Raw genomic sequence first — 17627 nt, forward strand, 5'->3', positions numbered from 1 at the left:
ACGGCGCCGGGGGTAAAACGAAATCGGCCAACCTCAAGGTTGGCCGATTCGCTCATGCGGGTTTCATCACCCGACAAGCGGACAGGTTCAAGCTGCAAGCAATTGCAGGCGCTCGCCAAGGCGCGCTGCGTCGGTTTCCGTCTTGATCATCGCGAAGGTCTGTTCCGCCTCCGCATAAGTGCGCTTCATCAGGCCCAGCCACTGCTTCAATCGCGCCACCGGGTACTTGTTGTCCGGCGCCTTGGCGTAGCACTGCCGGTAGAAGTCGACAACCCACGGCATCAGCTCCGCCCAGCTCATTGGCGCGACCGGCTCGCCGAGGTTGGCGGCACGAATCTGCCGGCCGAGGTCGGGCATCGCGACGAGCCCCCGGCCTATCATCACCGTGTCGCAACCGCTCACGTCCCGAATGCCGTGGTAGTCGGCCAGCGACCACACCTCACCGTTGGCGGTCAACGGCAGGCTCACCGTCTCGCGTATGCGTGCCAGCCAGTCCCAGTGTGCCGGCGGGCGGTAGCCCTCTACCTTGGTGCGCGCGTGGACGGTGAGCTCGGCGGCGCCGGCTGCTTCGATTGCGCGCGCGCAGTCGAACGCCGGTGACTTGTCGCTGTAGCCAAGCCGCATCTTGGCCGTGACCGGGATGCGCCGGGGCACCGCAGCGCGTACCGCAGCGACGATGGCATGGATCAGCTCCGGTTCGTCGAGTAGCACCGCACCGCCGCGGTGACGGTTGACGGTCGGCGCCGGGCAACCGAAGTTCAGGTCGATCGCCGGTGCGCCCAGCTCGGCAGCGCGCGCGGCGTTGTCGGCCATGCAGGCCGGGTCGGAGCCCAACAGCTGCACGCGCACCGGCGTGCCCGCGTGGGTTTGCGCTCCCTGCTCGAGTTCGGGCACCATGCGCCGGAACATCTTGACCGGCAGCAGCGTGCTGGTGACGCGGATGAATTCGGACACGCAAAGATCGACCCCGCCCAGGCGGGTGAGGATGTCTCGCATCACGTCGTCGACCAGCCCCTCCATTGGGGCAAGCACTACCTTCATAAAAATGGTTCGCTGTACGGCACAAAGGGCCGCATTGTACCGAAGCTAGCGTGGTAGCGCTTGCCACGGCGATGCAAGGAGCGGCCGACCATACTTAATTCAAGGGGGCTGTGGTAATGACTTACCGCCAGGATTTCATACTCGATACCGACCCGGGGCTGGACGATGCGGTCGCGATCCTGTTCGCGCTCGGCGCGAGCGAGCGACTGAACCTGCTGGCACTGACCACGGTGGCTGGCAACGTGCCGCTGTCGCTGACCACACGCAACGCGCGGGTGATCTGTGACTGGGCCGAGCGATACGACGTGCCAGTGTTCGCCGGCTGCGATCGCCCGCTGGTACGTCCGCTGGTCACCGCCGAAGAGGTGCACGGCAAGACCGGCCTCGACGGCCTCGAGATCCATGATCCACAGACGCCACAACAGGGGGGTCATGCGGTCGATTTCATCATCGACACGCTGCGCGCCGCCAAGCCGGCGAGCGTGACACTGGGCCCACTCGGCCCGCTGACCAATATCGCGCTGGCGCTGGTAAAGGCGCCGGATATCTCCACCGCCATCAAAGAGATCGTGCTGATGGGTGGCACCTACTTCGAGGCAGGCAATATCACGCCGGCGGCCGAGTTCAATATCTATGTCGATCCGCATGCCGCTGCAATTGTGCTCGGCTCGGGCGTGCCGATCACAATGATGCCGCTCGACGTCACTCACAAGGCTTGCATCACCGGCAAGCGCATCGACAAACTGCGCAGCCTGCCCAACCGCGCCGGCAAGCGGGTCGCCGATATCCTAACCAGCTACGCTCGTTTCGATACGCAAAAGTTTGGCCTCGAGGATGGCCCGCTGCACGACCCGTGCGTGATCGCCTACCTGCTCGAGCCTGGTCTGTTCGGTGGTCGCAGAGTGAACGTCCAGGTAGAAACAATGAGCCCGCTGACGCTGGGTGCCACCGTGGTCGACTGGTGGGGCACGACGACCGGGCCAGCCAACGTCAACTGGATCACCGAGATCGACGCCGAGGGCTTTTTCGCGCTGTTGACCCGAACTTTGGCCCCCCTGCCCTAATCTCATTTTTGGCAGCCAATGGGGCTGCCAACGGAGTTAATTCATGAATGCAAATCTGCCTGCCGGCATCTATCGCCACTACAAGGGAGCACTCTACGAAGTGCTGGGGGTTGCCCACCACAGCGAGACCGAGGAGCCACTGGTAGTGTATCGCGCACTCTATGGTGAATTCGGCCTGTGGACCCGGCCGCTGGCGATGTTCACCGAGAACGTCACCATCGACAGCGCACCAATTCCGCGCTTTGCGTTGGTAAAGGCATTCTGAGCCGGCAATGGACATCTATCGCACCGATCGCTTCGTGCTGCCGCTGCCGGACGGCCATCGCTTTCCGGCGGGAAAGTATGCCTTGTTGGCCGAGCGGGTCAGCGAATTCGCGGCAGATGTGCTGATCGAGCCGGAAGCCGCCACCGAGTCGGAGCTTGCTCTGGCGCATACGCCCGATTACGTCGCGCGGGTGCTCGGTGGCACCTTGTCTGCGGCCGAGCAGCGCGAGATCGGCTTGCCTTGGTCGCCACAATTGGCCGAACGTTCGCGCCGTTCCGTCGGCGGCACCATCGCGGCCGCCCGCAGCGCATTACACGATGGACTGTCAGTTCACCTGGCCGGCGGCACACATCACGCCTACGCTGACAGGGGTAGTGGTTTTTGTGTGTTCAATGACGTGGCGGTGGCGACGAGGCTGATGTTGGCCGAAGGCCGGGTGCGACGGGTATTGGTGATTGACCTCGACGTGCATCAGGGCAACGGCACCGCGGCGATCTTTGCCAATGACGAGCGGGTGTTTACCTTCTCGATGCACGGCGAAAAAAATTTCCCGTTCCGCAAGGTGGCAAGCAGCCGCGACGTGGAGTTGCCGGACGGCTGCGATGATGCGCACTATCTTGCCGCGCTCGACGCCGAACTGCCTGCGTTGTTCGCAGCGCATCGCCCCGACTTGGTGTTCTATCTCGCTGGCGCAGATGCCTACCGTGGCGACCGACTGGGCCGTTTGTCGCTGAGCATGGAAGGGCTGTGGGCGCGCGATGCGCGGGTGTTCGATGCCTGCGCCCGTGCCCATGCAGCGCTGGCCGTGACGATGGCTGGTGGCTATGCGCAGCCGATCGCCGATACGGTCACGATTCACGCTGGCACGGTGCGCGAAGCGTGGCGCCGCGCCTCGTCTAACCCTGTTGTAACCGATTCGCTCTGAAAGGAGGTTCGTCATGACTGCCATTGCCACTTTCGCCGGCGGTTGTTTCTGGTGCATCGAGACGGTGTTTGCCAAGCTACGCGGGGTGGATAGCGTCATCTCCGGCTATACCGGCGGCACGCTGGCCGACCCGACCTACCATGAAGTCTGCAGCGGCCGTACCGGCCATGCCGAAGCGGTCGAGATCCGCTTTGACCCGGCGGTGGTCAGCTACCGCCAGTTGCTTGAGGTGTTCTTCGCCATCCACGATCCGACCACGCTCAACCGACAGGGCAACGATGTCGGCACCCAGTATCGTTCGGCGATCTTCTACCACGATGAGGCACAACTGGCCGAAGCGCGGGCGATCATTAACACGCTGGAGGATCAACATGGTTGCCGCATTGTGACCGAGCTGGTGCCGGCGGCTATCTTCTACACGGCAGAAACCGGTCACCAAGGCTATTACGATGCCAATCCCGGTCAGCCCTATTGTCAGATCGTGATCGCGCCGAAGGTGCGCAAACTGATGACGCATTTTGCTGAGCTAACGCGCTGAGCTTGCCTTTGAACTGAGGAGGGATAGGCCTGACATGCTGCGATCACCATGACATAATCCGTTCGGGGGGAGGCCCCCGTTCGTTTCAACTACTACAGGCTGTGCCAGCTCCCACGCACGACATGCTTTTTGGTCAAACTCTCCGGCTGGCTGCGCTTCGCCAATGGTCATTGCTACAGTGCGCGCCGCGCAGCGGACGTCTGGTTAGTCTATTGCTTGGCCTACTGGTCGGCGTCACCGTCTGTGCATCGCTCACCTATATCTCGCTTGAGCGTCAGCGCGCCTCGTTCAGCCGGGCGGCCGAGACCGTGCGCGACCAAGTGGAGACCCGGCTGAAGGTGGCCGATACATTGACCAGCGCATTGGCCGAAGTGGCTGCGCTGCCCGACGGGGCTAGCCGCTGGCCGCGCTTTGCGGTCGGCATGGCCGGCGTCTACCCGTTCGTTACTTGGCTTGGAGTGCAGCACCGCAGCGCCGTGGTGGTGGAGGATATCGCGGAGCGTCCGGCAATCGGCTCGATGCAGGCGCTACTGGCACCGTTGCCCTCGCTTGATATGTTCAATGACCCCTTGCTGTCGTCGGCGATCAAACGCAGCTTGCGCAGCCGCCGGGCCGAGCCGACTGAGCCATTCACACTCAATAGCGGCCAACAGGTACTGGCCTTCGTCCAGGCGGTGGGCAATGGTCCGTATCATGAGGTTCGCCAGGTGGCATTGGCGCTGATCGACGTTCGCACCTTGCTACCGGACGGGCCGCAGACTCCCGGAGCCCCCACCGTCAAACTGTTGCTGGCCGGCCAACCCGACTCCGTCCAGCCCGCCCCGTGGTACCAGCACCTACTCCATCTGTTTTCCTCAGAGGCATCGACCCGCGTATCGATCTCGATGTCGAACTACCCCTACGATCTGGTCTATCGGCAACGGCTGGGCTGGACAAGCTTCCCCGGCGTCATCGTAACCCTCAGCATGCTGCTCGGCGGTTGTGCCAGCTACCTGAGCTGGGTGTTGTATGCGCTGCGTTCGCGTTACCAGCAACAGCGCCAGATCGCGGCTGCCCACCTGCGTCGCGAGCGTGACCAGGCCGCATCCATCCTCGAGTCGATCAACGACGGGGTGATCACCGTCGATACCCAGTGGAGGATCCGCTATCTCAACCCGATGGCCGAGCGACTGATCGGCGTGCGTCACTCGCGTGCAACCGGCCGCCCGGTGCTGGAATGCCTGGAATTGCATTACGACTTCGCGCGCCAAGTGCCCATCAATCCGTTCCATGCCTGCCTGACTCGCCAGACCCCCTACCCACTGGCCGAAAACTGCTTCCTGGTCCAGCCTGACGGTCAGCAGCTGATGATCGAGGGCGTGGTCTCGCCGCTGTTCGACCAGAACGGCAAGCAGGTCGGTGCGGTGATGGCCTTTCGCGACACCGCGCCGCTACGGCGGCGCATCACCGAGGCGCTGGCACAGAAAGAGCAGCGGCTGAAACAGCGCGAGGCCGAGCTAGCTCGCGTGGCGCGCATCAACACCATGGGCGAGATGGCTTCAGGTATCGCCCATGAGCTGACCCAGCCGCTTTCGGCAATTGTCAGCTATTGCCATGCCTGCCAGACGCTGGTCGACGAGGACGAACTCGACCAGGCCCTGTTGCGGCGGGCGCTGTCCGGGGCGATGACCCAGGCCGAGCGAGCCGGCAGCATCTTGCACCGGCTGCGCGAATTCATGAGCGAGAAGCGGCTGGATCCGACGCCGGTCGACCTCAATCAGGCGGTACAGAACGTGCTGTCGCTGGCCGAGTTTGAGCTGGGTGCACAGCAGGTGCATGTGTCGACCCGCCTGACCAAGCCGCTGCCGCTCATCTACGCCGACCCGATCCAGATCGAGCAGGTGCTGCTCAACCTCGTAAAAAACGCGCTCGATGCGCTCGACGGCGTACACCCCTGGGGGCGGCTTGAACTAATCAGCGGTTTTGACGCCACCCATGTGCATATCGACGTGGTCGACAACGGTTGCGGGATCAGTCCCGATGCGCTGCTGCAGCTGTTCGATCCGTTTTTCAGCACCAAGATCCAAGGCATGGGCTTGGGGCTGACCATCTGCCAGACTATCGTCGAATCGTTCGGTGGCAAGCTGAGCGCCAGTTCGCCGCCCAACGGGGGTGCAGCGTTCCGGATGGCGCTCCCGATCTTCAATACGACCGGCCAAGACAGCAAATAACAAATAACAAATAACAATGAGATAAGCGATGAACACTACGACGCCAACGATCTTCATCGTCGACGACGACCCCGCGGTACGCGATTCGCTGGCGCTCCTGCTGAGCGCGCAAGGGCTGCGTACCGTCACCTACCCCAACGCCCACGCCTTCCTCGACGAGTACCGTCCGGGCGAAATCGGCTGCCTGGTGCTCGACATCCGCATGCCGCAGCTGTCGGGTCTGGGCCTGCAGGAGTTGCTCAACGAGCAGCCCGTTCCCATCCCGACCGTGTTCATCACCGGGCATGGCGATGTCGAGCAATGCAGCCGGGCATTTCGCAATGGCGCAATCGACTTTCTGACCAAGCCGGTCGATCCGGTCCGGTTGATCGACTGCCTGCGCCGCGGCGTGAAGATGTCGATCCAGCAGCACGCCAAGGAGGCCGAAACGCAGGAGGTTCTGCAGCGCTTGGGGCGGATCAGCAACCGCGAGCGCGAGGTGCTCGACCTAGTGGTCGACGGTCTGACCAGCAAGGAAATCGCCCGCGCCCTGGATCTGTCGGCACGTACCGTCGAGGTGCACCGCTCCAACCTGTTTCTCAAGCTCGGCGTCGATTCTCTGGCCGATCTGATCCGTTTCTACCTGCGTGCCATCGAAACCGGCGCAAGTCAGCGGGTGGAGTGAAGTTTTGAGCCTAAGGGTCGCCACGACTACAATGAGCGCCATGGATTGCCTATTCAAGAAAATCGGGCTGGTCGCCCGCCACAGCAAACCCAACATCGTCGACTCGCTGCGCGAACTAGCCGACCATCTGGAAAGTCGCGGCGTCACAGCGCTGATCGACCGTGACAGCGCCACCCAGGAAGAAGCCGGGCAGCATACGCTGATCGACCGTGCAGACCTCGGCAAAGTCGCGGATCTGGTCATCGTGCTCGGCGGCGACGGCACCATGCTGTCGATCGCCCGTCTGCTGGCGCCGTACCGGGTACCCCTGGTTGGCATTAACCAGGGCCGGTTAGGCTTCATGACCGACATTCCGCTGCATGAGATGCTCACCGCGATCGACGCAATTCTCATCGGCGAGTTCGTGCCTGAAGAACGCATCCTCCTGTCCGCGTCGGTAATGCGCGAAGAGGCCGAGGTGGCCAGCGCACTGGCGCTAAACGATGTGGTGTTCAGTCGTGGCGGCATGGGCTCGATGATCGAATTCGAGATCTTCATCGACAACCAGTTCGTCTACACGCAGCGCTCGGACGGTTTGATCGTGTCGACCCCGACCGGTTCCACCGCCTATGCGCTGGCCTCCGGCGGCCCGATCCTACACCCTACCCTGCCGGCGATCACGCTGGTGCCGATCTGCCCGCAGTCGATGAGCAACCGCCCGATCGCGGTCAACGACTCCTGCGTCGTCGAATTCATGCTGACCCGCGGCCTCGACACCCGCGTACACTTCGACGGCCAATCGCACTGCGACCTGATGGAGATGGATAGGGTGATTATTCGCCGCCATCGCAATCCGCTGCGTCTGTTGCACCCTCTCGGGTACAACTACTACGACATGCTGCGCCAGAAGCTTCACTGGGGCGAGCGCCTATTCTGATCCGGCCACGATACCTCTATGCTGCTTTCGCTGACTGTTAACGACTTCGTCATCGTCGACGAACTCGCACTCGAGTTCGGCTCGGGCTTCACCGTGCTTACCGGTGAGACCGGTGCCGGTAAATCGATCATCCTCGACGCGCTGTCTCTACTCTTGGGCGACCGAGCGGACGGCTCACTGGTGCGCGAGAGCGCCGAGCGCGCCGAGCTGGCTGCCCACTTTGACATCGGCCGCCTGCCCGACCTGTCCGCCTGGCTTGCCGACAACGAGCTAGCAGGCGATGACGGCGAGCTATTGGTGCGCCGCCTGATCGATAAGAGCGGCCGTTCGCGTAACTTCATCAACGGCCAGGCAGCGACCTTGGCTCAGCTTAAGACTGTTGGCGAGTACCTGGTCGACATCCATGGCCAGCACGCCCACCAGTCGCTGATGCGCGCCGACTCACAGCGTAACCTGCTCGATGCTTACGCCGGCAGTCAGGCGTTGGCGCACGATGTACGCGACGCTTATTTGTCTTGGCAGAACGCTCGCCGTGCCCGTAATGACGCGGAAAAAATGGCGCGCGAATCGGAGATCGAACGCGAGCGCCTGACCTGGCAGATCAACGAACTGGCCGAGCTCAACCTCGAACAGGACGAGTGGAACACGCTCAACCAGACGCATTCGCGCCTCGCCAATGCGGTCGAGCTGGTACAGTCCGCCGAACTAGCCGTCGATGCGCTATCCGAGATGGACGGCAACTGCCTGTCGATACTGGCCCAGGTGCAGTCGCGTCTCGCCAAGTTGTCCGGCTTCGACTCGAGGCTGGCCGAAACGCTGGCACTACTCGACTCGGTTGATGCCGAATTGCGCGAAGTGGTGTATAGCCTGCGCGACTACGCCGGCGACATCGACGACGACCCACAGACGCTCGCCAACGTCGAGGCGCGCATCGACACACTGATGAGCACTGCGCGCAAGTACCGGGTACAGCCGCCCGAGTTGCTGGAAAAACTGGCCGACTGGCAGCAGCAACTGGCGCAGCTCGAAGCATCGAGTGACCTGGATGCTCTGGCAGTCGCCGAGACGGCCTGCCTGGCCCGCTATCGCTCGCTGGCCGAAGCCCTGTCGGGCAAGCGCCGTCAGGCAGCCGCCGAGCTATCCAAGCGCATCAGCGGCGAAATGCAACATCTGGCAATGGGCGGCGCCCGCTTCGCGATCGAGCTGGCAGCGCTGAGCGAGCCGAGCGCCCACGGTCTGGAGTCGATCGAATACCTGGTGGCGGCCAATGCCGGCACCAGCCTTCGCCCGCTCGCCAAGGTGGCCTCGGGCGGCGAGCTGTCGCGGATCAGTCTGGCGATGCAGGTGGTGATCAGTCAGGTAGCAAGCGTGCCGACATTGATTTTCGACGAGGTCGACGTCGGCATCGGCGGCCGTGTCGCCGAAGTGGTGGGTAAGCTGCTGAAGGATCTAGGAGCTCGCTATCAGGTGCTGTCAATTACCCACCTACCCCAAGTCGCCTCGTGCGGCGATGCGCACTGGCAGGTGAGCAAGAGCGAGCACAAGGGGCGCGTCACCAGTAGCATCACCCCATTGTCGACCGAGGAACGCGTACTGGAAATCGCCCGAATGCTCGGCGGTATGGAAATCACCGAGACGACCCGCCAGCATGCTGCCGAGATGCTGTCGGCCAATGCCTGAAAATTGTCAGTAGCGATTTGGACTAGCCAGGCGCTCGATTTATCGGTATATTCGCCGCTCCATCCGCTGACGGATGGCATCAGGAAGCGTGGCAGAGTGGTTTAATGCACCGGTCTTGAAAACCGACGAGGGTTTACGCCCTCCGTGAGTTCGAATCTCACCGCTTCCGCCAATTATTCAATCAAGACGGGCCCTCGCGGCCCGTTTTGCATTTCTACCCATCCGTTTACCCATCCCTCGATCTAGTACGTTTTGGAGCCTGGTGAGGCTAGTTGCAGCAGATCCTGTGTGCAGATCACACATAATGTTCAAGCGTCTGCGCCAGCCTCGCCGACTGACAGCGACACCATTTGGCGACGACTGATCACTGCGGCCCAGTAGCGGTAGGGGCTTCAGCAAAACTTCAGTAGCCATAACGGTTTCAGGACGATAAGGCCCGTTCCATCCGAATCCATTCATCATGATGCTCACGATCAAACCGCGAGCGCCATTAGCTCGCTCGCTTGGGCAACCGACTTGGCAAGAATCGTTCCCAACACAACCGTAAAAGAAGGGAACTTTACTCACTTCCTGATAGATACAGATTTTTACCTGCCGAACCTGTACTCAGGTCTTATCACAGTCATCAGCACAAACTAAACAACATATTCGACAAAGCCATCCTTACGACAAAAACTTACCAATGACACGCCTGCCATTCTTGCAATTTCGATCGCCAAGGAAGTTGGAGCCGATATTGTTGCCAGCATCGGGATATTCATGCGAGCCACCTTCCTGACCAGCTCGTAGCTCGCGCGGCTGGACATGAAGACGAAACCGTTACGCATCTCCACTCCTTGCAACGCCAAGAAGCCAATCAGCTTATCCAGACCATTGTGCCTGCCGACATCTTCAAAAACCTTGATGATCTCGCCCTCAGCTGAGCACCAAGCCGCGGCGTGTACCCCACCTGTCACATGCATCAACGATTGAAAGCCCGGCAAGCTGTGGCTAGCGCGCTCGATTACCGATGCGGACGGCATGACTTTTTCCGGATATGCGGCAATCTTCCCGGGGCATAGGTCCAACAACTCAAGGCTTTCTATGCCACAAACACCGCAGCCGGTTCGGCCTGCCAGTGCCCTGCGCTTCGCCTTAAGCTCAAAGAAAGACTTCTGGGAGATGGTCATCCGCACCTCGATGCCTGCGCATCCTTCCATCACCTCCAGCTCGAAAATCTCGGATGGTTTTTGAACAATCCCTTCGGTCAAGGAAAACCCAACTGCAAACTCCCTTAGATCCTTTGGCGTTGCCATCATGACCGCATGAGAGATGTCATTGAATACCAGTGCGACAGGGCACTCCTCCGCCACATAGTCAGAGTCGGCACGCTGCGATTCTCCGCGATGACGGACTATTTTCTGACTGATAAACCCCAGCCGATTTCCCGAATCGTTATCAAGCACGACTATCTCCTTGCGTAAAACTTCCACTTTCCGCCACTTCGTCAAGTGGTTAACCAGAGCAACCTCTCTGAACTTAGACCAGTTCGAACTTTTTGTTCGGCCTTATCGGGTCGGGAATGGCCTGCCCGTTCAGCTCGCGCACATTGCGTTCTATCGTTCTAGAAATCGAACTGAGTGGCAGGCCATTCTGATTTCGGCTGAACGGATCGGCGATATCACTGGCTATGGCCTCTAATGCAAGCAAGGTGTACGAAATAAACACGGAAATGATTGGTGTTGCCGCCCCGATAGAATCCACCAGCCCAAATGGGAGAAGCAAGCAGTACCCGTAGACAGTTCGGTGCAACAGGACGCTATACGCAAATGGAATTGGTGTGGAAAAGATGCGTTCACATCCCCCCGACATTTCTGACAATTGGCTCAGCTGATTATCGATAAGCCAAACTTGGGTATCACTCGCGCCACCCTGATTGTGTAACGAGAACAGGGACTTTCTCAGCCTATCCAAAATCGCCATGGGCTTGTTATTGATCGCGCGCAGCCCCTTCTCTTCCTCTTCGCCCAGCAGCATCACCAAATCATTGGAAGCATCCGTGTTGCGTAGCATGTGCTTTAAAGCATAAGGGAAGGCAATAATGCGATTCAGGAACAAGTCCTTCTCGTCCTCACCAACATCGCTACAGCTAAGCCGCAGTGATGCCAGGTTTCGCGTCGACACCAGAATGTGCCCCCACAGCTTTCGGCCCTCCCAATAGCGGTCGTAGCTGGCATTGTTACGGAAGGCCAAAAAGATTGCCAGCGCTACGCCGGCCAAGGTGAAAGGGATGGTATTCAGGGGGACTTTTTCCCCGAATATTCTCCCATCGGTCATCAAGGCAACGATGCCAACGGCGAACATAAAGATGAGTTGCGGAACAATCAGCCTGAGGACGGACCCATTCCAGACAAACAGCAGCTTCAGCCAGTTTTTTTCTGAACGAATAATCATATTTGATGGAGTATTGCCAATAAAAATATCGTCATGTCGAAAATTATTCAGCCCTTGGCGAACCACAGCTCTGAGCTTCCACACCGTTCGGTAAAGCAGAATGAACCTCGACTTGGATCCGAAACGCCCCCTAACACCCTACGTACCGTATCGATAGAGCACCAAGCTTGTGCCAGAGATTAATTTCTTTTGTGCTCGATCAGGGGGTACAGAATTGATAACAGACAAGGAACACAGTGCAGCTCGTCCATCCACATGCCGTCAATCTATGGCTAAGTCATATTTTTTGCTTATTTTATTCAATTGGCATTTTTCTCACAACAAACGAAGTCATTTTCATGCAGGAAAGGAGAGGAAGAGCGACAGATTCTGTCAAACTATCGCAACAACTGTACTCTTCTATATTGATGAAAACTGTGCTCTTTCCACCGCAACGACCCCAGTAAGCTCATTCGCCATAAAGGGGCGAGATCCTGATCTATGCCAGTTTGGCATTGATTAGAATCAATGGATACGCTGATGAGCAGAATGAAAGTACAGATATGAATCTCTATGAGAAGCTGGCGGATGAAATCGAGGACTTAGTCCGTAGCGGCGTACTCTTACCTGGAGAGCGGGTACCCTCGGTTCGTCAAATGAGTCAACACCGTAAAATCAGCATTACCACGGTGATCCGAGCTTATGTCCTACTCGAAAGCAGAGGCGTTCTGGAAAGCCGCCCTCAGTCTGGTTATTTTGTTCGACAAAAGCCATCTCAGGAAAACAAAGCAAGATCGGCACCGCAGCCTCCCCTGCAAAAAACCCATCCGCTTCCCGTATCAACGCAAGTCGACATGAGCCGACTCGTCCTGTCGACGCTGCGCTCAATCAATAGCCACGAGGCCGTGCCATTAGGTTCGCCGTATCCGGATGCCAGTCCGTTTCCTTTGCAGCGAATCAGCAAGTACGCAAACATCATCGTCAGGCGACACCACCACTGGAGCGTACTCGACGATCTGCCACCGGGTAATCCGCACCTGATTCGCCAGATTGCCCGTCGCTATATGGAAAACGGTCAATCCGCCGACCCCGGCGAGATCATCATCACTGTTGGGGCCACGGAAGCCCTGAACCTGTGCCTGCAAGCCGTAGCCAAACCTGGCGACACGATCGCTGTCGAATCGCCGACCTACTACGCTTTTCTTCATGCCATTGAAAGACTGGGTATGCGCGCACTTGAGGTGCCGACTCACCCGCGCGATGGAATCGATATCGAAGCGCTGGCCGCAATCATGGACTCTCAACCGATTGCCGCCTGCATGGTGATGCCCAACTTCCAGAACCCCTTGGGCTTTCAGATGCCTGAACACCGGAAGATCGAGCTTGTCCGCGTCTTGACCGAACGGCAAATACCGGTCATCGAGAATGCCATTTACAACGAGCTCTATTACGGGGAGTCGCACCCCACCTCGTTGAAGAGCTACGATTCCACCGGAATGGTGCTGCATTGCTCGTCTTTCTCGAAAACCCTTTCCTCCGCTTACCGGGTAGGCTGGGCAATGCCGGGAAAATATAGAGACTTGGTCGAGAAATACAAATTCCTCAACACATTGACGACATCGTCGATTCCACAACTGGCGATCGCCGAATACCTGATCCAAGACGGCTACGACCATCACCTGCGGCGGATCAGAAAATCCTACGCGCAGCAGGCAAGCATCATGACGGCGATGGTGCAACGCTTCTTCCCGTCGGGCACCATCACCTCCCAGCCGATGGGAGGGTACGTTTTGTGGGTTGAACTACCGGAGTGGATTGATTCGATGAAGCTTTATCATCTTGCCTTGGAGCGGAAGATCACCATAGGCCCCGGCTACATGTTCTCCACGACCGATGCTTATCGTAGCTGTATCCGCTTGAATTACAGCTACCCATGGAGTACCGAGATTGAAGCCGCGCTGATCACCGTTGGGCAGTTGGCCGCAAGCTGCGAGCGATCCTGAGTTCGCCGGCCGGCACCTGAATTCCAGTGCCGGCGGCGGCGGGGAAAATCAGCCACCGACCAGCGACATCCGCACGGTCGGGTAGACCTTTTTGGCGGGGTCTTTGTAGCGTTCGTCGCGGAGTTCCGAATAGTGATCTCCGCGCTTTCTCCAGGCGGCACGGATGGTGTCGGCTAATACCTCGGGGGCGGTGTTCTCCCCGAGCAAGGGGCGCAAGTCCAGCGACTCGGTGGCGAACAGGCACATGAACAACTTGCCATCCGCCGACACCCTCGCCCTGGTGCAGTCACCGCAGAAAGGTTCCGACACACTGGAGATGAAGCCGACCTCGCCGGCGGCGCCATCCGCATAACGGTAGCAATGTGCCGTATCACTGGCGCGCTCCTGAGCTACGGCAATTAGGCGATGCTCCTGCTCGATCCTGGCCCGGACCAGGTCCGAGGTCATCACCCCCGAGTTGCTCCAGTAGTTGGCACCGCCGACATCCATGTACTCGATGAAGCGGACCGTCACGCCAGAATGCCGGAAGTGATTCACGATCGGCATGATTTGGCTGTCGTTCACGCCCTTCTGCACCACCGTATTGACTTTCACGGGCGACAGGCCGGCCCGCTGTGCGGCCTCAATGCCTTTCAGCACGACACTCACGGGGACGCCCACATCGTTCATTCTCATGAAGATGTCGTTATCCAGGCTATCCAGGCTGACCGTGACCCTTTCCAGGCCGGCATCTTTGAGCGCCTGCGCCTTCGACGCCAGCAGCGTGCCGTTGGTTGTCATCGAAATGGAGACGGGCTTGCCACTTGGGGTGGTCAGCCTAGCCAGCGACTCGATCAAATGCTCGATGTTCTTTCTCAGCAAAGGCTCGCCACCGGTAATACGGATTTTCTCCGCGCCCAGGGCGACAAAACCTCGAGCCAGTTTGAGCATTTCATCGAATGACATCAATTGAGAATGTTTCAGAAACGGATAGTCTTTGGTAAACACATCCTTCGGCATGCAATAGGAACAGCGGAAATTGCACTTGTCGATCACAGAAAGCCGCAGATCTTTCAATGGGCGCTGCAGCGAATCAAGCGTCTCCACATAATGTGGATAGGTTGCTTCATCTTTTGTCAGCCACATCGATCTCTCCCGGCATTTGACTGAATCAGAAAACGGCCGCTTTCAGGAACCGCAATGGAATACATCACCATTAGGCCAACCGTTGCACCCACTATAGTCGCGCTACGCACATGGCAGCCATTACAGTCAATCGCATTCACCAAGAATACAGTTCGGCAAAGTGCCAGTAAGTCACGGACGCCTCATCTGCGATTTATCAGTTAGCGCATCATCCCTAGCGGCCACGTAGTCATTTGGCATGCCGCTTTAAATAATGCACTCACTCCAAACGTGGCGGCTCATTAGCGTACAAGCCGAAAAGGTCGCGACACAACATCGCCCCGCTCTCGGTCAGGCATGCCGAGCCCACCTCGGGGATGTCCACCGATGCCAGGCCTTCGTCTTCCAGCAGGGTCAGGTAGCGCCGCAGCGAGCTCATCCGGACATTCGCCTGCTTGCAGAGGCGGGCCAGCGACCAAGGCCGATCCTTGCCTTCGGCTCTTGCCCGCCAAAGCTGGGCCAGAATAGCGATCATGACCTGATCCAATTCGTCGGTCGCGTAAAGCTGTTCCTGATTACTGTCCATCATCCGATTCCTTTAGCCATTTCCCAAAACCCGCATGCCTCAGCCCAATAGGGCTAGACGGTATAGTTCGACAGCGCTTCCAATTGTTTGCTTGCTAACTCGTCAAGCTGCCCGGCGCTTTGCGCGGTCTTTTTCGCTGCCTCGCTCGCCTCTTCGGCCATCTGCGCGATGCGTTCTATTTCGTGGGCAATATTGTTGCTCGCCACGCCCTACTCTCGAATTGACTGCGTTATTTCGCTGACCATCAGCGTGGCGTTGGATGAAGCCGAACCGATCTGCTGAATGGCCTCGTTGGCGTTGTCCGCCCGGCCCACGCCATGCGTGACCATTTTCTCCGCCGAGCGCATCCGCTCCGTCGCCTCGGTCGAGTGTCGGTGCATCGCCTCAATGGTGGTTACAATGACCTGCGTCGATGAGGTGGTGCGTTCGGCCAACTTCCGCACCTCGTCGGCCACCACGGCAAATCCCCGGCCCTGCTCGCCGGCCCTAGCCGCCTCGATCGCCGCGTTGAGCGCCAGCAGATTGGTCTGCTCGGCCACCTCCTTGATCACCGAGACGATGCTGCCGACCTGCGCACTCTGGCTTTCCAGCTGTCGGATGCTCTCTGCCGCCGAACGCACTTCATTGGAGATCTCATAGATATCCTGGATGGTCTGCCCGATCGTGGCCGAACCGGTACTGGCCAGCGCGCCGGAGTTCTCCGCCAAGCCATGCGCCTCGTCGGCGCGATCGGCAACGTGGGCGATGCTGACGCTCATCTGCTCCACCGTGGCCGCCACGTTGGACGATGCCTGACTCTGGACATGGGCGATACCAGCCACCTGTTGCGATGTCCCGGTCAGCAATGCCGCCGAGCCCGCGACATCGTGGGCGCTCTGACGTAGCTCCTGCAGGCTGCTCTGCAGGTGCGCGAGCAGATTGTTGAATGCGGTGGCGGCCAGGCCGATTTCGTCGTGTCTTTTCACGGTGGCTCGGTGAGTGAAGTCGAGCGACTGGTTGACGGTCTCCAGCGTCTTGCGCATCTCATTCAGCGAGCCGCGGATATTGCTGATCAGCAGCCCACCCAGGGTTGCGACCAGCGCCAGGGCCACGCCTATCGTGCCGACACAGAGCCAGAGCGCACTTTGGTAAGCGGCTTTATTGACGTTATTGAGGCTCTCCACCTGCTGGGTCTTGTACGCAAAGTGCGCATTGATCGCCTGGTAGGCCGTGCGGCCCTTGATGATCAGATCCGGCAGCACTTGCTTTGCATAGTCTTGCCCGCGTGTGGCCAGCAGCGAGACGGCTTGTTCTCGCGAGGTGCTGTAGGCATTCAGTGCCAAACGATCCGCCTGCAGCAGTTCCCGATCCGGGCCATCCGCCGCGAAATTCTCCTCGTAGCGATCGAGCAATGCCTGATTCTTTCGGCTCAGCGCTTCCAGCTCTTTCTGGTAGCTGGCGGTCGACGTCGTATTCAGCAGCGCCTGATACACCGAAATGCGTTGAAGCGAGAAATTGTCCTTGATGTCGTTCAGGGTGCTGAGCCCTGGCATCACATTGCGATGGACGTAATCAAACCGCTGTTGCGCCTGCTGCAAGCTCCACACCCCGATGGCGCCCACAACCGCCATGGCCAGCAAAGCCAGCGACAAGGTGATAGTCAGTCGTTTTGTCAGCGTCATGTTTTGCTCTTGTCCAATCTCGTCTCAGTAAAAATGATGCGACAGGTGAAATATTGTTTGAAGTCTTGCCCGACCGTTGCTGGCTTTGGCGCTACAGATAAAAAAAAGGCGGCATTGAGCCGCCGGGGTGATTCGGGGTGTTCACCAAATGATGAGTGCACGAGAAAAATCATCTGAGGGAATGATTTTTCATGGAGTTACCCGGTAAGCAATTCCTTTCAAAAAAGTGATTGTTTTTGACTGGGGGTCTTGCAGACAGGCGAGTAAAGATTATCAAATCCTCCGATCACGGAAGAGCACAGTTCTTCTTGTTGTCGTGCAGTACAGCTGCTCTTGCAAATCCAGGTCTTGTTCGTCACCCCAAAATGGCATGATGGATCACTTCAGCAAAATGACCCGCGTGCTGCGAGCTTGAATGAAACGCCAATTAGCCACACATTATGACGACATCGCCGCGTCTATTTTCCTTACCAGGCAAGAAGCGCGCTTCGCGGAATACTGTTGCTGATAATTTTCCCAACGCTGAAGCTATGGTTAATGCGGCAGTTTGGCCGAACG

General features: G+C 58.8%; 16 protein-coding genes and 1 tRNA gene. 10 read left to right on the forward strand and 7 right to left on the reverse strand.

The features are described 5' to 3' along the window. Positions 1 to 87: 87 nt before the first annotated feature. Positions 88 to 1041, reverse strand: coding sequence for a tRNA dihydrouridine synthase (locus QU481_RS01265; protein ID WP_289828054.1), 954 nt, complete (start codon positions 1039 to 1041; stop codon positions 88 to 90). A gap of 116 nt (positions 1042 to 1157) precedes the next feature. On the opposite strand from QU481_RS01265, the gene QU481_RS01270 reads away from it, so the two are divergent. From QU481_RS01270 to QU481_RS01310, 9 genes are all read left to right on the forward strand, one after another. Beyond that, positions 1158 to 2105, forward strand: a complete 948-nt coding sequence (locus tag QU481_RS01270; RefSeq protein WP_289828055.1) for a nucleoside hydrolase — start codon at positions 1158 to 1160, stop codon at positions 2103 to 2105. Positions 2106 to 2148: 43 nt separating this feature from the next. Then, positions 2149 to 2370, forward strand: a complete 222-nt coding sequence (locus tag QU481_RS01275; RefSeq protein ID WP_289828056.1) for a DUF1653 domain-containing protein — start codon at positions 2149 to 2151, stop codon at positions 2368 to 2370. Between the two features lie 7 nt (positions 2371 to 2377). Further along, positions 2378 to 3295: a histone deacetylase family protein gene (locus QU481_RS01280; protein ID WP_289828057.1), complete on the forward strand. Its 918-nt coding sequence runs from the start codon at positions 2378 to 2380 to the stop codon at positions 3293 to 3295. A gap of 13 nt (positions 3296 to 3308) precedes the next feature. Further along, positions 3309 to 3833 (forward strand): peptide-methionine (S)-S-oxide reductase MsrA, encoded by a 525-nt coding sequence (gene msrA, locus QU481_RS01285; RefSeq protein ID WP_289828058.1) that lies wholly within the window; start codon positions 3309 to 3311, stop codon positions 3831 to 3833. 212 nt (positions 3834 to 4045) lie between these two features. Next, positions 4046 to 6043, forward strand: coding sequence for a PAS domain-containing sensor histidine kinase (locus tag QU481_RS01290; RefSeq protein WP_289828059.1), 1998 nt, complete (start codon positions 4046 to 4048; stop codon positions 6041 to 6043). 28 nt (positions 6044 to 6071) lie between these two features. Continuing rightward, entirely contained in the window at positions 6072 to 6707 is a 636-nt protein-coding gene (locus QU481_RS01295) for a response regulator transcription factor (RefSeq protein ID WP_289828060.1), read from the forward strand. 40 nt (positions 6708 to 6747) lie between these two features. Next, entirely contained in the window at positions 6748 to 7623 is an 876-nt protein-coding gene (locus QU481_RS01300) for an NAD kinase (RefSeq protein WP_289828061.1), read from the forward strand. A gap of 18 nt (positions 7624 to 7641) precedes the next feature. Beyond that, complete coding sequence (gene recN, locus QU481_RS01305; RefSeq protein WP_289828062.1) at positions 7642 to 9303, forward strand: DNA repair protein RecN; 1662 nt, start codon at positions 7642 to 7644, stop codon at positions 9301 to 9303. An 82-nt stretch (positions 9304 to 9385) separates the two neighbouring features. After that, positions 9386 to 9475 (forward strand) — tRNA-Ser (locus QU481_RS01310). Between the two features lie 463 nt (positions 9476 to 9938). On the opposite strand, the gene fdhD is transcribed toward QU481_RS01310, so the two are convergent. Then, a complete protein-coding gene (fdhD, locus tag QU481_RS01315; protein ID WP_289828063.1) occupies positions 9939 to 10748 on the reverse strand; it encodes a formate dehydrogenase accessory sulfurtransferase FdhD in 810 nt (269 codons plus the stop codon). A gap of 73 nt (positions 10749 to 10821) precedes the next feature. Beyond that, a complete protein-coding gene (locus QU481_RS01320) occupies positions 10822 to 11802 on the reverse strand; it encodes a bestrophin family protein (protein ID WP_289828064.1) in 981 nt (326 codons plus the stop codon). A 476-nt stretch (positions 11803 to 12278) separates the two neighbouring features. On the opposite strand from QU481_RS01320, the gene QU481_RS01325 reads away from it, so the two are divergent. Then, the gene (locus tag QU481_RS01325) at positions 12279 to 13718 is read left to right on the forward strand and encodes an aminotransferase-like domain-containing protein (protein ID WP_289828065.1); all 1440 of its coding nucleotides are present in this window, start codon (positions 12279 to 12281) and stop codon (positions 13716 to 13718) included. Between the two features lie 48 nt (positions 13719 to 13766). Here QU481_RS01325 and moaA read toward each other — a convergent pair whose 3' ends face one another. From moaA to QU481_RS01345, 4 genes are all read right to left on the reverse strand, one after another. After that, positions 13767 to 14843 carry a GTP 3',8-cyclase MoaA gene (gene moaA, locus QU481_RS01330; RefSeq protein ID WP_289828066.1) on the reverse strand — a complete coding sequence of 359 codons (1077 nt, stop codon included), beginning with the start codon at positions 14841 to 14843 and terminating at the stop codon, positions 13767 to 13769. A 259-nt stretch (positions 14844 to 15102) separates the two neighbouring features. Further along, on the reverse strand, positions 15103 to 15411 hold the full coding sequence (locus QU481_RS01335; RefSeq protein WP_289828067.1) for a hypothetical protein: 309 nt from the start codon (positions 15409 to 15411) through the stop codon (positions 15103 to 15105). A 50-nt stretch (positions 15412 to 15461) separates the two neighbouring features. Beyond that, on the reverse strand, positions 15462 to 15614 hold the full coding sequence (locus tag QU481_RS01340; RefSeq protein ID WP_289828068.1) for a hypothetical protein: 153 nt from the start codon (positions 15612 to 15614) through the stop codon (positions 15462 to 15464). A gap of 3 nt (positions 15615 to 15617) precedes the next feature. Then, positions 15618 to 17069: a methyl-accepting chemotaxis protein gene (locus QU481_RS01345; RefSeq protein ID WP_289828069.1), complete on the reverse strand. Its 1452-nt coding sequence runs from the start codon at positions 17067 to 17069 to the stop codon at positions 15618 to 15620. Between the last annotated feature and the right edge of the window lie 558 nt (positions 17070 to 17627).

The organism is Crenobacter oryzisoli (assembly GCF_030385785.1).
Taxonomy (GTDB): domain Bacteria; phylum Pseudomonadota; class Gammaproteobacteria; order Burkholderiales; family Chromobacteriaceae; genus Crenobacter_A; species Crenobacter_A oryzisoli.